Annotated in this window: 17 protein-coding genes; 6 read left to right on the top strand and 11 right to left on the bottom strand. The window is 36.5% G+C overall.

From position 1 onward, the window contains the following. The first annotated feature begins 76 nt into the window (after nt 1–76). The 3 genes from LY28_RS11685 to LY28_RS19125 are packed head-to-tail and all read left to right on the top strand — an operon-like array spanning nt 77 to nt 2273. Nucleotides 77–1156 carry a DUF4474 domain-containing protein gene (locus LY28_RS11685; protein ID WP_110462375.1) on the top strand — a complete coding sequence of 360 codons (1080 nt, stop codon included), beginning with the start codon at nt 77–79 and terminating at the stop codon, nt 1154–1156. 1 nt (nt 1157) lies between these two features. Continuing rightward, entirely contained in the window at nt 1158–2069 is a 912-nt protein-coding gene (locus LY28_RS11680) for a metallophosphoesterase (protein ID WP_110462374.1), read from the top strand. Between the two features lie 51 nt (nt 2070–2120). Then, nucleotides 2121–2273, top strand: coding sequence for a hypothetical protein (locus LY28_RS19125; protein WP_165835554.1), 153 nt, complete (start codon nt 2121–2123; stop codon nt 2271–2273). Nucleotides 2274–2463: 190 nt separating this feature from the next. On the opposite strand, the gene LY28_RS11675 is transcribed toward LY28_RS19125, so the two are convergent. The 3 genes from LY28_RS11675 to LY28_RS11665 all read right to left on the bottom strand — a co-directional run bounded on the left by LY28_RS11675 (nt 2464) and on the right by LY28_RS11665 (nt 6279). Beyond that, nucleotides 2464–5031: a phosphoenolpyruvate synthase gene (locus LY28_RS11675; protein ID WP_110462373.1), complete on the bottom strand. Its 2568-nt coding sequence runs from the start codon at nt 5029–5031 to the stop codon at nt 2464–2466. A gap of 280 nt (nt 5032–5311) precedes the next feature. Then, nucleotides 5312–5506, bottom strand: coding sequence for a hypothetical protein (locus tag LY28_RS11670; protein WP_133250193.1), 195 nt, complete (start codon nt 5504–5506; stop codon nt 5312–5314). Between the two features lie 419 nt (nt 5507–5925). Beyond that, nucleotides 5926–6279 (bottom strand): putative phage tail protein, encoded by a 354-nt coding sequence (locus LY28_RS11665; RefSeq protein WP_110462371.1) that lies wholly within the window; start codon nt 6277–6279, stop codon nt 5926–5928. A gap of 185 nt (nt 6280–6464) precedes the next feature. Here LY28_RS11665 and LY28_RS11660 point away from each other — a divergent pair, with 185 nt between their 5' ends. Both LY28_RS11660 and LY28_RS11655 read left to right on the top strand, forming a co-directional pair. Continuing rightward, a complete protein-coding gene (locus LY28_RS11660; protein ID WP_110462370.1) occupies nt 6465–6821 on the top strand; it encodes a helix-turn-helix domain-containing protein in 357 nt (118 codons plus the stop codon). A 152-nt stretch (nt 6822–6973) separates the two neighbouring features. After that, nucleotides 6974–8710: an ABC transporter ATP-binding protein gene (locus LY28_RS11655; protein ID WP_110462369.1), complete on the top strand. Its 1737-nt coding sequence runs from the start codon at nt 6974–6976 to the stop codon at nt 8708–8710. A gap of 128 nt (nt 8711–8838) precedes the next feature. On the opposite strand, the gene LY28_RS11650 is transcribed toward LY28_RS11655, so the two are convergent. The 8 genes from LY28_RS11650 to yyaC all read right to left on the bottom strand — a co-directional run bounded on the left by LY28_RS11650 (nt 8839) and on the right by yyaC (nt 13471). Further along, complete coding sequence (locus LY28_RS11650; protein WP_110462368.1) at nt 8839–9132, bottom strand: hypothetical protein; 294 nt, start codon at nt 9130–9132, stop codon at nt 8839–8841. A gap of 265 nt (nt 9133–9397) precedes the next feature. Next, entirely contained in the window at nt 9398–9601 is a 204-nt protein-coding gene (locus tag LY28_RS11645; RefSeq protein WP_110462367.1) for a DUF951 domain-containing protein, read from the bottom strand. A 53-nt stretch (nt 9602–9654) separates the two neighbouring features. After that, entirely contained in the window at nt 9655–10491 is an 837-nt protein-coding gene (locus LY28_RS11640; protein WP_110462366.1) for a mechanosensitive ion channel family protein, read from the bottom strand. Between the two features lie 101 nt (nt 10492–10592). Next, nucleotides 10593–11309, bottom strand: coding sequence for a gamma-glutamyl-gamma-aminobutyrate hydrolase family protein (locus LY28_RS11635; RefSeq protein WP_110462365.1), 717 nt, complete (start codon nt 11307–11309; stop codon nt 10593–10595). A gap of 138 nt (nt 11310–11447) precedes the next feature. Then, nucleotides 11448–11606 carry a rubredoxin gene (gene rd / locus LY28_RS11630; RefSeq protein WP_110462364.1) on the bottom strand — a complete coding sequence of 53 codons (159 nt, stop codon included), beginning with the start codon at nt 11604–11606 and terminating at the stop codon, nt 11448–11450. Between the two features lie 80 nt (nt 11607–11686). Further along, nucleotides 11687–11902, bottom strand: coding sequence for a hypothetical protein (locus tag LY28_RS11625; RefSeq protein WP_110462363.1), 216 nt, complete (start codon nt 11900–11902; stop codon nt 11687–11689). Between the two features lie 183 nt (nt 11903–12085). Beyond that, on the bottom strand, nt 12086–12601 hold the full coding sequence (locus LY28_RS11620) for a LiaF transmembrane domain-containing protein (RefSeq protein WP_110462362.1): 516 nt from the start codon (nt 12599–12601) through the stop codon (nt 12086–12088). 261 nt (nt 12602–12862) lie between these two features. Further along, nucleotides 12863–13471, bottom strand: a complete 609-nt coding sequence (yyaC, locus tag LY28_RS11615; protein WP_110462361.1) for a spore protease YyaC — start codon at nt 13469–13471, stop codon at nt 12863–12865. A 210-nt stretch (nt 13472–13681) separates the two neighbouring features. On the opposite strand from yyaC, the gene LY28_RS11610 reads away from it, so the two are divergent. After that, entirely contained in the window at nt 13682–14806 is a 1125-nt protein-coding gene (locus LY28_RS11610) for a SpoIIE family protein phosphatase (RefSeq protein ID WP_242981248.1), read from the top strand. Nucleotides 14807–14944 lie beyond the last annotated feature (138 nt).

Raw genomic sequence — 14944 nt, 5'->3', positions numbered from 1 at the left:
TTCTTCTTTAACATAATAACACCTCTGTGAATATCATAATATAGGTAATATGTTTTGGATGTTTAGGATGTGTATTATGCTGACAATAAATTCACTGACCTTTGGATGGATACATCTAAGTATTTTTATTTTTGCCGTGATTTTTTTTGCTGCTGTAGCTGCTGCTGTCATCTTCTCCCCAAAAATATACAGATTTGTTACCAATCACTTTTTATCTGATGAAAAATCTCGTACAACGATACTTCCGGGTGATAGAAAGCCTAAAAAAGCAAGTAAAGCAAAATTTGACGGTAAAATTAATTTTGATGCGCTGGAAGAAATAATTGATACTGCCGGTTACGCTTACAATCCAGAAAAAGATATATTTTTTTCTACAATGGAAGCATGGCAAAGGAAAATGGGGTACTGCCGGTTGTACGATGAAGCAGCGGCACCATTGGGTATGATTGTCGATTGCGAGCCTATATATTTCACATACAATGGCAAAAGGTGGCTGATAGAACTCTGGAAAGGTCAATACGGCATGACTACAGGCTGTGAAATAGGTATATATACCACAGCCTGGCCAGACTTAAATATTCCTGATGTATTTAACGGAACCTTTTACAGATGCGCAAGCGACAGCGAAAGATTGTATATGCAATTCTCTCTGAAAAAAAACGGTGAAAAGCTCCTTTCGAGAAAACATAAGCATTGGTGGCTGACAGGTTTTAAACTGGGGGAGTTTTCTTATCCTTCCGAGCTTGTATTAGATGTGTATATCACCTTTAAAGACAGAAAAATGCGTAATGCCTTTGTAACCTCGTTACGTGAAATAGGTTATACCGATGAAGAATATGAAATCAGCGGAAGAGATATAGCTATACGCTTTGATAAGCCTCATACCAAGCAGCCGTATTCACGTACACCCCAGACAGATGAGATTGTACTGAAAAGAAACAAAATGTTTTGCGATCAATATAACCTTATAACGAGCAGTTACTCAAATATTGCCGATAAAATCATCGCAGTCAAAGAGCAATCCCCAGAATTATATAAAGAAATCTTAAATATTGGAAAAACCTTATCTATTTTTGATACGTATGCCAAAATAAAACACTATCTTGAGAATAACAGTAATTACAATCTTCCCTCTAGTTTTAACAGCGAGGTCTGAGATGGATAAATTAGATGTAGTAACCAGCATTTTTAATTCTGCAAAACAATTGACCTTCAATAATTACTCAAGAATTATCTTGATGAGTGATTGTCATAGAGGAAACGGAAGCTGGACAGATAATTTTTTAAAAAACAGGAATATTTTTATTGGCGCACTGACCTATTATTATAAAAATAACTATACCTATATTGAACTGGGTGATGGAGATGAATTATGGGAAAATACCCAGCTTTCAGACATTATGAGCGTTCATAAGGATACCTTCAGTCTTTTGTCAAAATTTCATGACAAAGGCAGATTTTATATGCTATACGGTAACCATGATATAGAAAAGAAAGACTTTAACTTTGTTAAAAAAAATTTGGGCAGATTTTTTAATCAGCGGGAAGAAGAATTCTCTTCTATTTTTGAAAGCTTGGAGATTCATGAAGGCCTAGTCCTCAGACATGAAGTAACAAACGATAAAATTTTGTTAATTCACGGCCATCAGGTAAATACGCTTAACAGTGACTTATGGTGGCTGGGAAAATTATTGGTTAAGAATTTATGGAAACCGCTGGAGTCTCTGGGGGTGAATGACCCAACAAGTGCGGCAAAGAATTATCAGGTTAAAATATCTGTTGCAAAGCAGCTTACAGATTGGGTAATAAAAGAAAAGCACATACTTATCGCCGGACACAATCACAAGCCATCATTTCCAGAGGTAGGCCAACCTCCATATTTTAATGACGGAAGCTGTATCCATCCCCGTTGCATAACAGGCATTGAAATCTCAGACGGCAGCATCTGTCTTGTCAAGTGGAGTGTTAAAACCAGAGAAGATGGAACGTTGTATATTGACAGGGATATTCTCGGAGGCCCTAGAAAATTAAATGATTATTTTCTATCTTTAAAAAACATAAATAATTAATCATGCATACTCTTTATCTAAAAATGCAACAATATTGTTGAGGTGAAGAGAATGGCTAAGGCAGGAATGAGAAGACCCGATCCCAAGGATTCTCACGGAACCGAAAGTAACCACAAAAATCATTTTTCAAAAAATGATTTTAAACCTGTTCCTGAGATACAGGGCAAAGCTAAAACGGGTAAAGACAAAGCAAAACCTTCATAGTTAATTACTACCGGCTAAAAAACGATATAAATATCGTTTGGATATAAATATCGTTTGGATATAAATATCATTCCGATATTTTATCATTGCGAAGGGTTAACCCCTAATTGACTTCAATCAAGGCAACAAAAGGAGGCAATAAGCATCTTCTTGCCTCCTTTTGAATGCTTATTAATACAACTTAATTATGTCAATCTAAAATCCAGACATAGCCGCTTGAGCCGTCGACACGGATTCTCTGGCCTGTTTTAATTTTACTTGTTGCATCTACCACCCCTGTAACAGCAGGAATTCCATATTCTCGAGCTACAACCGAACCATGTGTGAGCTTACCGCCAACCTCCGTTACTAATCCAGCAGCATTTATAAAAAGCGGTGTCCAGCCGGGATCTGTGAATGGTGCTACCAATATTTCACCAACCTCCACTCTTGATTCCTTCGGATCAAGTACTACCTTGGCAATGCCCTCTACTGCTCCAAAAGAAACACCTGAGCCTATCATTGTGCCAACAAGCAAATTCTTAGCCTTATAACGTCCAATAATACACTCACCCTCGCTGGTCATCACACGGGGCGGTGTCAGCTTCTGCCAATGCCGCAGTTCTTGTCGCCGCTCATCAGCCAAACCTCTCAAATCACTGCCGTCTTCAATTGCTTCGTATAGTTCCTTGTACTGTAAAAGAAATATATCCTCTGCATTTTTCAGCTGCTCCTTTATTACCATTTCCGTACCCTGCTTGAGCAACGCAATACGGGCGGAATCCATTACACGGATTATAATATATTTCATATGCTCCCTAATCGGAAAAACTTCACGATAAATTTTTATATACCTTGCTATTTTTTTCGATTTGCGCTTGCCTGCCTTATGCTCCACCGCACGAATAAATTCCTGCGCCTTTGCTTTAGCTTTTTTTACAGTTGCCTCATATTCCGTACGGTGACTTCCATACTCCTTGCCTTCTGCCATAGCAACCAGCTGCTTTGCTATCAATGCAGGGTTCTCTCTCCAACGAGAGCATGAAATATCTAATTCACCTGCGCACCGGCATCCGTAAATATCCAGAAACTCAGCCCACTTACCGCTGAAATCATCATTCCGGGCATATATACGTTGGTGCAACGTAATATATTTTGTATTTCGAAATTCGTTTATAACTTCTGCATGCTGATTTGCCAAGTCAGCCAAATCACCTAGCATAAGTCCCATTTCAGTAGTAATATTGCCTTCAAGTCCCATCTCTACATAAGGTGTATAACGTGCCTCACCAAAGATTCTTTTTTCCATCCTTTTCATCTTCACCAGCGCAAGAATGCCCGGGCCAATTAATGGAACAAATGTGCGGATAATTGTATTAATTAAATTAATATTTTCATAGATTGCCTGAATACGCGGCTGTCCTGCAGGGGCTGTCAAAATTGCAAGAGAACGTTTATCAGATATTTCACCTGCCAGCTTATACATATATGAAATCGTACTTGATGTATCTCCCTTAAGAAAGCGGTAGAATATCTTTATTGGCAAGAAGCTTACATCCTTTGGAATATAAAGTTTTTTCTTGTGAAATTTTGTATATTGTGCGAAAACCTCCGAAAGTGCTTCCGCAGTCAGCGGCTCTATTTCAGGCAGAACTTTAAGCGCCAGCTTACGAAGGATACCGTAGTTATATAATGAACTGAGATCACTGAAAAGCCGTCCTCCCGGCAAAAAAATGCGCTCATTTTTATATTCAGTCAAAGGTATATCCTTCATTCGAAAAAGCAATGCGAATGTCTCTCCGCCCATCCGCGAAAAAGCAGCTGTATTCATTTGAATATGTCCTATACAAATTAGAATATGAAAGTCGTTATCCTTTATATCAGGCAATGGATAAAGAGATGTAATGGCCCGGGTCTGTAAAATATAAAGCTTATTATCCTGAATTGCCCATTCAACATCCTGTGGCATTCCGTAATGCTGTTCCAGCTTTTCACCAAATGAGGCTAATTCTTTAATCTGCTCGCCGCTCAATACCTGTTTTGCAGAATTAATTTCCTTTGTTATGGTGCCTCCGTTTATTAAAGGCAGTATGGCAATTTTTTTTAATGAAATTCTTCTTTCAGAAACAGCACCTTTCTTTTTATTATAATAATAATGGTCAGGTGTTACCAATCCTGATACCAGTGCCTCTCCCAGGCCAAACCCGGCATCAATAACTTCTATATGCCTGTTACCGCTTACCGGATCAGCTGTGAACAGGACACCTGCCGCTTCGGAAAAAACCATCTGCTGCACGATAACACACATCAAAGCCTTTTCAATGTTATTTTTTTTTCTGTATTCTACTGCGCGGTCTGTGTAAAGAGAAGCAAAACAATTACGTACAGCATTCTCTATTTCACTTACAGGAACATTGAGATAGGTATCCTGCTGTCCGGCAAAGGAAGCATAGGGCAAATCCTCCGCTGTTGCAGAAGAACGAACTGAAAACAAAGCATCAGGTTTAAACTTTTTCATTGCTTCTCTCAGCATTTCGGGCAAATAGTCCGGAAGGGGCAGAGATTGAAGCTTTTCTCTTATCTGTTCTGCATCAGGCTCAGGCTCTCCAAAAAGGTCAGCATCCTTTACAAAGTCACGGTAAACTTCAGTTGTAATACAAAACCCCTTTGGAACAGGAAATCCTGCCTGTGTCATTTCACCAAGATTTGCTCCTTTCCCTCCTGCTAAAGACCTCATATCTTTATTAATATCTTCGAAAAACAGTAATTTTTCGTTCACTTCAGCACTCTCCCTTAACTGAAAGTCTTAACGCCTCCATAGACCTCTTCAAGCACCGGCAAAATACCGGCAAGTAAATAACCCTTATTATATTCTATATTGTACAAGGTTTATTACTCTTATGCCATAGAGTAATGGTACCAATTTACAACATGCTGTAGGTTTCAGAGTTAAAGCTTGATTTCAGCAAACCCTTCCATCCCGATAGGATTCTCGCGAAGGCTTGGAACTGCAATTGACTTTAGCAAAGCGGAAAGTGCTCTTTTTCAAAGTACATAAATCACCCTTTTTCTGACTTTATTATCTCCATAATATTTATACAAATCCTGGTTAAATTTTTATTATTACTCTTTGTTTCAATTTCTCTGACTACCATATTCCTGAACTTTTCATCATAAATAGCGCAATTCTCTTTAAGAATTTTATATAATTCTGCAATTCCATTCCTAATATTATTATCAATACCACACATCATTACTTACCCCCAAAAGGTACTCTCATTGCTTCAAAGCCAAACTTTTTCAGAACATATGTTCTTTAAATTATTATATTATATTAGCACATTTTAAGCAATATAAATTACAAATTTTATAAAATTATAGGAAATTTAATTTTTTTCAGGCTATTATACTTATTTTTTACATAATTACTTAATTCAGCAACATTACCTACATACCAAGATAAAGCGGATAAAAAGCTGGTTCAACAATAAAAATAAGGTATGGGTTTTAAATAATTCTGTTAAGTAGCGTACATAACATTCTAAAACACAGTAATAGACAATGGATAAGGCTCTCTTCTATATGGGCTGAAAACCATTTTCCCGAATAATAATTTGGATTTTTGAGCTTCCTCTCAACCGTCTGTTTTATATAATCAGTATCCCTCTGAGAGTTAAGCAAGCCATCTTTCAGCTTCCCTATATTTATACGGCAGCTTTTCATTTAATCTGGTCAATATCCTAAATTTTCTATCGTTCAGCGTATCATATACCTTTGGAGTTATTCCCATAACTCTCTCCCAGCTTTCTACACCAATTTCGGTAGAATCATTTATAAAATTATCATTTAATTCACCTTCAATATTTTTAAATATTTTTAAAAGCTCAAATTTTTCTGATTCAGAAAGATTTCTAAGCTTTCTGAATTCCTTGAACTCTTTCAAAAAATCAGGTAAATAATAAAAACCATATTTATTAAAAAACATAATCCTTGAGCTTATAGCATTATCTATTCCTTCTGTTATCATACATACCTCCTCCTTTAGCCGGATATTACATTTTATATTCAAATTTTAGAACATATGTTCGAACAATAAAAATTATAATTCGTTTTATTCGAAATGTCAATAAATTTTTTTCGACCATTTCGGATTTTTTATTTACAAAATAAAAATTAACTGATAATATAGCTATTGTATAGGGGGTATTTAAAATGACTGCACTTGGTGACAGAATCCGGGAATTAAGGAGGACTAAGGGCCTTACACAAAAACAATTGGCAGACTTAATAGGTGCAAAGCATAATTCAATAAGTGACTGGGAAAAAAACAAAAATAAGCCTGATTCCAATACAATCACCCTGTTGATGAAAGCTTTAGATGTGGATGCAAACTCATTACTAGGGTGGGATAACATACAAAATATGAAATCGGATGCAAAAGAATTGGCAGCTGCAATTTTAAATAATCCGAAAATCAATAACATGCTTTCTTTGCTAATTGATATGACAGATGAAGACCTTAGCTTAGTTACTTCTTTTATTGAAAGGTTAAATAAAAATAAGTCTTAAACCAAATCAGCTTTTGCCGGAGACTCAATGTGAAGGTTAGCTTGAAAGAAACAAAATACGGTCGAAAAGTAAATAGCGTACCGCTGAGAAGCAGAGGTTTGCCACAGTTGCTTTCATAATATTTCGTGCCAAAACTTGGCGTGGGGGGTAATATGTCTACTTTAAAAAAATTTATTAAATACTATAAGCCATATAAAAATTTATTTTTTATTGATATGTTTTGTGCTCTTATTGTTTCTGCCATTGATCTTGCCTTTCCTCAAATTCTGAATTTTTTGACAAAGGGTGTTTTTACAGGCAGTTCATCTGAAATAATGAAGTCTCTCTGGATAGTTGGTGCGGGACTCCTTGTGATGTACCTGCTGAGATATGCAGGGCAATACTTCATTACCTCCTGGGGGCATATAATGGGCTCTCGTATGGAAAGTGACATGCGTCAGGATTTATTTGATCATTATCAGACACTTGACTTTTCTTACTATGACAGGAATAACACCGGAGAGATGATGTCAAAGCTCATTTCCGATTTATTTGATATATCTGAGCTGGCACATCACGGTCCGGAAAATATATTTATATCATCAATAAAAATTATAGGTTCCTTTATATTGTTAACAATGATTAACTCTCAAATGACCTTAATTCTTCTTGCAGTAACCGTTGCTATGTTTATTTTTTGCCTGAGAAAAAATATAAAAATGAAATCAGTTTTTATGGACAACCGCAAAAAAATTGCACTTGTTAATTCAAGTGTGCAGGACACTCTTTCCGGTATACGGGTAGTTAAATCCTTTGCAAATGAAGAAATTGAACATAATAAATTTAAGCTTTGCAATTTAAAATTTTTAGCTTCAAAAAACAGCAGTTATCTGATTATGGGAAGTTTCCATGCAGGAACCAGCATATTCCAAGGATTGCTTTATGCCGCAGTATTAATAAGCGGAGGCTACTTTATAGCAAAAGGCAGCTTGAAGCCCACCGATTTGGCAATTTACGCACTTTATATAGGAATTTTTCTTAACCCGATAGAAGTGCTCATTAACTTTACGGAAGCTTTTCAAAAGGGAATGTCGGGATTTAAGCGATTTTTAGAGATTATTGAGACAGAACCGGAAATTACAGACAGAGAGAATGGAAAACAGCTAATAAACCCTTGCGGTAAAATAAGCTATAACAATGTTTCCTTCCATTATGATGATACTTCTGAGGTACTTGACAATGTCAGTATTACAATTGATGCAGGAAAAACCGTAGCTTTTGTAGGTCCGTCAGGAGGAGGAAAAACAACCCTTTGCTCGCTTCTTCCCCGCTTCTATGAAGTAACCGACGGAGAAATTACGATTGATGGTATTGACATACGGGATATAACCCTGAAATCCTTGAGAAAATCCATAGGTATCGTTCAGCAGGATGTTTATATGTTTTCCGGCAGCATTCGTGAAAATATCGCTTACGGAAACCCTGATGCCGGCAAGGATGAAATCATAGAAGCCGCCAAAAATGCTAATATCCATGACTTTATAATGAGTCTGGACAATGGATATGATACCTATGTTGGTGAACGAGGCACACGCCTGTCAGGAGGCCAGAAGCAGCGGATAGCCATTGCCCGTGTATTTCTCAAGAATCCTCCTATTTTAATTCTTGATGAAGCCACCTCCGCATTGGACAATGAAAGTGAGCGCCATATTCAAGAATCTCTGGAACGCCTTTCAAAGAACCGTACCACTATAGTCATTGCCCACAGGCTAAGTACCATACGCAATGCCGATGAAATAATCGTTATAAGTGAAAATGGTATTCAGGAGCGCGGAACGCACAAGACACTTCTGACTAAAAACGGCCTGTATGCTAAATATTATAATATGCAGTTTGAAGGGCTGGATTAAAGGTTATAAAAAAATAAATCACCACTATCTCCTGCTTATATATGCAGGAGTATTAGTGGCGTCCCGTATAAAACCTTTTGTATTCAAGTCTTTTATAACAGATGTAGACGTGCATTATACATGCTTGCCTACAAACGGACTTTTTGCTTAGTTTCGCCTTCTATTTTCCCTATGCCGTAGCCATAGCAAAAGGATTGATACATACTTGTTATAATCAATTGATGCAAACAATTTCTCTCCTCTTCACTCAATCCAAAGTCCATGGTACGCATAAAATTCTTGGTTTTGTCCTTTGCAATAAGTTTGATTGCTTCTCTTGTTCCCACCAAATCATTTTCCAGTTTTTCTTTTCCCTGATGAAGATAATTCTTAATAAGATTTTCAAACTTTTGTGATGGTGATGTCTTTTTAAGCTCTTCCATTTAATCCTCCTAGTAATAATCGAAAATCAATTACTATCAGCTGATAGTCTGGGTTTTGAGGCTAACCTCCGCATCCGGCTTAGCATAATAGAATTATTCTTGCGGAGGTAACATATTTTTTCAGCTGTATCTCACCTTCCCGATATTTATCATATGAAAGCTTGAAGCGTAACTGGCTTTAGTTATATTACTAAGTGTTCCCAAAATAGTATCTATTATACACTTAACTGTAAAATTATACTATAATGAAAGTCATCTTAAAATTTCATTTTTCGTCTATCAAATTGGACTTAATAATTTTTTTAACACTCTTTTCAAATTTAGTTCTGGCAAGCATCACCTGATGCCCGCAGCCAACGCATTTTATTCTGAAATCAGCCCCTGTGCGAATTACTTCCCATTGCCTGCTGCCGCAAGGATGCTGCTTTTTCATCTCTACTATATCTCCCAAAGCATATCTATCAGGCATTTTTCCCTCCTCACCATCTGATGACGGCAATTATTATTAGTAATTTATAATACTCATTGCTGCTTTAATACAGCTGCTTTATCATAAAACTCCAATCTGTTTGTCTCAAACTCCTCTTTTATCTTAATTCTAATACGTCGTTCTACTGCCCATTGTTCGTTTGGAAGAGTTTTTGCTGTTATTCTCAAATTAAAATTATTATTGCCTAAATCCGTAATACCTAAAACTGCAGGCTCCTCAGTAAATACCGAGAATTCGCCTTTTATCTCCTCACATACTCCTTGTGCTATTTCACTTACCTTGGCAATATTACTTGAATAAGCCACCGGAATATCAACAATAACCATTTTGTTATCTCTTGTATGGTTTGTTACTTTTTTTATCTCACCATTAGGAATAATATATAAATCCCCTGTATAGTTTTTCAGTCTGGTGACTCTGAGCTCCATACGTTCAACTGTTCCTGTCATATCGTCAATAGTAATCAAGTCACCTACAGCAAATTGATCCTCAAGAAGTATAAAAAAACCGGATATGGTATCCTTTATAAGGCTTTGAGCCCCTAAGCCTATTGCAACACCTCCCACCCCTGCCGCTGCAAGAACTGCCTTTAAGTCCAGAATATCAGATAAGCTTACGATAACTGCACATATATATACAGCATATTTAAATACGCTAATTAACAAGGTGCACATGGTGTCAAGCCTCTTTTCATCCAGCTTGAATTTAAACTCCTTCTGTTTATCAAAGAACTTTTTAATTAGAAATTTACCGACTTTAATAATAATTCCGGCGATAATAAATGTTAACAAGATTTCAAAAATTCTCATTACCGGGCCGGAGAAAGCACCAAGCGAATCACTCAATACATTTTCAAGCTTATTAAGCATTGTTATACCTCCTGTTTTCGACTGTTACATTTTTAAGCTGCATAAAACATTAAAAAATTATATAAATTTAATTTTATTTTAAGCATGTATTTAAATGTATTTTAGCACACAGAAACGAGCCTTTCAAATAACTTTAAATGTATGCAATCTTTTCTCCACAAATTTTCCGGATGCCACTGAACTCCTAAAGCGAACTTTTTACCTTCATGGCTTATCGCTTCAATAATCCCATCATCTGCATATGCATTAATAGTGAATCCGGGTGCTATTTTGCTGACAGCCTGATGATGAAAGGAATTAACTCTCAAGGCATCTTCTCCAAATACATTGTGCAGGATAGTCCCTCCTAAAATATTAATATTATGTATTTGGAACCATCTCGGCGCCTGTTGACTGTGCTTCAAAAGCTGCTTATCAGCTGCATTTTCTGCGTAGATATCCTGAAAAATTCTGCCGCCTGCTGCAATATTTATTATCTGTATTCCCCTGCAAATGCCTAGAACCGGCTTATCTGCTGCTAAAGCCTGCTTAGCAATAAAAATTTCCATACTGTCACGAACCGGAGATATTTCATTTGCATATGGCATGTTGCCTTTACCGAAATAAACAGCATCAACATCCGGGCCTCCCGAAAATATAATTCCATCGCTTATGTGTAAATATTCAGCCCACACGGCTTTCTCTTCCGTAGCAGGAATCAGTACCGGCACTGCGCCGCATTGTGTTATGGCCTCATAATAATCACCCTTTAACGAGCTGGTATCCTTTTCAAAATCATGGGCTGCTGTAATTCCAATAACAGGCTTTTTTTTAATCATCAAAATTTCACCCCTTCAGCTTGCTGAACCAGCAAATAATATAATTTCCAGTGATATAAGCAATAAAAATTTCCCTCCAGTACCACAAAAAACGGCTTTCCTATAATCAGAAAAACCGTTTTCAGTCGTGTATCAAAACTATTCTTTTTCAAATGAAGATTTGTCAACTCCGCATACCGGACATACCCAATTATCAGGAATATCCTCGAATGCAGTACCCGGCGCTATTCCACTATCAGGATCTCCCTCTGCAGGATCATAAATATAACCGCAAACAGTGCAAACGTATTTATCCATTTTTATTTTCTCCTTGTAAGTTAGTTTATTATAGTGCCGAAATACTATCGACACTTATTTAATATATATATTCCCACTTTTTATCTCAGATAACATCTTCTTCTCAAATTCTTATCATTTTTTTTATATGCCGCTTTATGTTTTGATGGCTTAAATTTCTGAAGTCTGTCATCTAATTCCGTTTTTCTTATTGTGGCGTTAAGTTCCTGATTATCCTGCATCAACCGGTGAATTTCGTCATACATATAGCTTTTAATATCTTCCAGCCTTGTTTTTATATCCTCACTTTTATTCATATACATACACCTCTGCCAAGTCAATTACTGGCGATGAATACCATTATAATCCGGTTAAGGCAATAGCCTGTTGCTGAAGCATTTTATGAATAATACGGAAGGCATCAACCGCAATTGATTTATGAATACTATAATAATATATTCTATGCATCAGAGGCGCAAAAAGGTATTATTTTTTTCAGGCTAAATCCTCCGGTTCCTGACAACTATAAGCAGGCCTCCTAATATCAATATTAACGGAATAAAATATGTTTGTAAAAATGATGCCCTGCCTAACTGCATAAAAAAGAATATCAGAGATAACCCGCTCAAAATAAAAACAGGTATTAACAGACCCTTCTCCCTCGCCCCAAAAATGTACAGCTCAAACAATCCTACAGCCACCGCAAAAATAAACCCGGGCCATAAATATCCCCACAAACCGAATAAGGATGAAAGCTGACAGGTAAGACCACTAACCAAAAGTATTCCTCCCGGAACAAGTACTCCGGCATCATTGGTTTTAGCCGAAAAATATGAATACTGAAAGGTCAATCCCATAATAATAAGAATCATAGGCCAAAAATGAGAAAAAATGAATCCAATATCAAAGATATCAAAATAAATTTCAAAAATACCTGTACTGTCCAGGAAATAAAGAATGCCCAATAAAATAAGCACTAAACCTACAATCATAGTTCCTTTACGTTTAGTATACATAATAACCTCCACGCCAAATTTTTGGCAAATTAATATTAAAAGCATCCGTGGAGGTACGCAATTCTTCTCTCACACCCTCCACACTTTTTACAGCTAACCTCCACGCCAAATCTCAGGCAAAATTAATTAACATTGCAAATATCCCAGCACTTAATGCAGCTGCTTTCCGAGAGCTTGTATAATGCTTCAGAACAATTAGTATTATACTATATTATAAGGCTGATATTTTAAAAAGTCTGAATTTAAAATTAAAGTTTGAAACTAAATTGATTCTACCGAAGAAATACTTCTTTTAATATCATCTCGCTGTATTCTCCAGATGGTATATCTTATACCGCTAGAAATGATATCCGCTATTTTCATAACAGTGCCCAATCTCGTATTCTGGAGAGTTAAAAAGTCCATAAACCCGCTAAAATTAACTATTCCCGTTATATGCATATTGCCTATTGGCTGTAAGTCTTTATTAACTGCCGAACCGGGCTTCAGAGCACCTTTACCAACTGTAATATGACCTACATGCTCCATTTTCCCCAAGGATGCATCTATTGCAATAATAAATGGCATTTCAAACCTTTCCAGAATATAATTTGTCGTTTCGCACAAATTTTTTGCATGAACCGGATTTTCCAAATTCCCAAATACATGTACATTGCAATATTTCATTTCTCTAAGCTTATGTCCTATAATAGGTCCCAGACTGTCACCTGTTGAGCGGTCTGAGCCTATGCACACAAAAACTATGTCACTGTATTTTTCTGTTCTGCAGAAAGTAATAGTCTTATACAGAGCTTCAGAGAACAATGCAAAGGCATTTACGCTCATTGCATCAATATACGTTAAGTTAGAAGCCTTTTCTTCAAAACTCATTCCATTTCACCGCCAATACTTTATTTTTGCTATATTGCTTAAGTTTCACTTTTATAGTATTTACAATTTTTGTATATATTATAATTTTCATTGCAAGTCACTTTTAAATAAAAATAACTATGTTACAATATAGTTAGTCCAGTTATTTTAGTTCTCATTATTATGTATGTTGCAATTTAAAATATATTCATACTGGAAGGGTTGATAATTTTGCCATACAAGCTTAGAAAAAAGATTGGTCCGTCTGCTTGTACCTTTATAGAAGAAGTGATTGACGGAATGCCTGATTGGGTTCGTGTGATAGACAAGCATGATAATATAATTTTCGTAAACAAGTCAATGCGTGATTCGATTGGCATGGATATTGTCGGTCAAAAATGTTATGAGGTTTTAGGCAGAACAGCTCCTTGCTACAATTGTATTTCCAGGAGTAATCTTCCGAATCGGTCCAGACGCAAAGAGGAAGTGATAAACGGACATACCTTTTCTGTGACCAGCTCACCCTTTAAGGGCGTTGATAGTATATCAGAAGATGCTGTTATAGAAGTTCTGCATGATATAACCGAACTAAAAAAAATGAGCCAAAAGATAAAAAGTCAAAATGAAAAATTAAAAGAAGATTTATCAATGGCAAAGAGATTGCAGCTCAGCCTTCTTCCACAAAATACGATTGATTTTGATAATGTTCACTTTAATTACATTTACAGGCCCTGTGAAACACTGGGAGGAGACTTTTTGGATATCTTCAGAATAGATGACAAGCACCTTGGGCTGTACATAGCTGATGTTTCCGGACATGGCGTGGCTGCATCTATGTTAACTATGTTTTTAAACACTGCTCTTGACAGGTCACAATTATCACCTTCTAAAGCTTTAGAGCGGCTGTATGCCAGCTATAACAGCAACAAATTTTTTAGTGAGCTATACATAGCAATTTTTTATATAGTTATAAATACGGAAAAGAATACCATTACTTACTCTAATGCCGGATTGAATGTATGTCCTGTAATCTTTAGAAAATCTGACTTCCAGATACTCAGAGCCTCCGGTATTCCAATCAGTAATTGGGTGGAGAATCCGGATTATTGCGAGCATACTGTCAAGCTTGAGCCTAATGACAGTATATTCCTTTATACTGACGGTATAATAGAAATCAGAGATGCCTATAATCACCAATTTGGTGAAGAGCGATTAGTTAATCATATTATGGACTCAGAGCTTCCTCCGGCACAGAAACTTGCAAAATTAATCGACAGCGCAGTTTCTTTTTCAAACAGCAGTAATCCTAATGATATCAAGGATGATATAACAGTTGCTCTTGTAGAAATAAATTAATTATACATATTACCGGAGATATGCAGCGCATGTTGGCAAGCCGGTACTGCATATACATATATCAGCTATAGCTGATATTGCAATTACTAAGCCTGGGAAAAGTCAATTGCTATCAACTGGACAGAGAAGGCTTGAACC

Origin of the sequence: Ruminiclostridium sufflavum DSM 19573 (genome assembly GCF_003208175.1) — a bacterium.
Classification (GTDB): domain Bacteria; phylum Bacillota; class Clostridia; order Acetivibrionales; family DSM-1351; genus Ruminiclostridium; species Ruminiclostridium sufflavum.
Note: the sequence above shows the minus strand (reverse complement) of the source record. Positions and strands in the feature narration are given on the sequence as shown.

Excerpts from the sequence above, each read along its gene's own strand:
- LY28_RS11685 (WP_110462375.1), top strand. The coding sequence starts at position 77 with ATGCTGACAATAAATTCACTGACCTTTGGATGGATACATCTAAGTATT.
- LY28_RS11680 (WP_110462374.1), top strand. The coding sequence starts at position 1,158 with ATGGATAAATTAGATGTAGTAACCAGCATTTTTAATTCTGCAAAACAA.
- LY28_RS19125 (WP_165835554.1), top strand. The coding sequence starts at position 2,121 with ATGGCTAAGGCAGGAATGAGAAGACCCGATCCCAAGGATTCTCACGGA.
- LY28_RS11670 (WP_133250193.1), bottom strand. The coding sequence starts at position 5,506 with ATGATGTGTGGTATTGATAATAATATTAGGAATGGAATTGCAGAATTA.
- LY28_RS11665 (WP_110462371.1), bottom strand. The coding sequence starts at position 6,279 with ATGATAACAGAAGGAATAGATAATGCTATAAGCTCAAGGATTATGTTT.
- LY28_RS11660 (WP_110462370.1), top strand. The coding sequence starts at position 6,465 with ATGACTGCACTTGGTGACAGAATCCGGGAATTAAGGAGGACTAAGGGC.
- LY28_RS11655 (WP_110462369.1), top strand. The coding sequence starts at position 6,974 with ATGTCTACTTTAAAAAAATTTATTAAATACTATAAGCCATATAAAAAT.
- LY28_RS11650 (WP_110462368.1), bottom strand. The coding sequence starts at position 9,132 with ATGGAAGAGCTTAAAAAGACATCACCATCACAAAAGTTTGAAAATCTT.
- LY28_RS11645 (WP_110462367.1), bottom strand. The coding sequence starts at position 9,601 with ATGCCTGATAGATATGCTTTGGGAGATATAGTAGAGATGAAAAAGCAG.
- LY28_RS11640 (WP_110462366.1), bottom strand. The coding sequence starts at position 10,491 with ATGCTTAATAAGCTTGAAAATGTATTGAGTGATTCGCTTGGTGCTTTC.
- LY28_RS11635 (WP_110462365.1), bottom strand. The coding sequence starts at position 11,309 with ATGATTAAAAAAAAGCCTGTTATTGGAATTACAGCAGCCCATGATTTT.
- rd (WP_110462364.1), bottom strand. The coding sequence starts at position 11,606 with ATGGATAAATACGTTTGCACTGTTTGCGGTTATATTTATGATCCTGCA.
- LY28_RS11625 (WP_110462363.1), bottom strand. The coding sequence starts at position 11,902 with ATGAATAAAAGTGAGGATATAAAAACAAGGCTGGAAGATATTAAAAGC.
- LY28_RS11620 (WP_110462362.1), bottom strand. The coding sequence starts at position 12,601 with ATGTATACTAAACGTAAAGGAACTATGATTGTAGGTTTAGTGCTTATT.
- yyaC (WP_110462361.1), bottom strand. The coding sequence starts at position 13,471 with ATGAGTTTTGAAGAAAAGGCTTCTAACTTAACGTATATTGATGCAATG.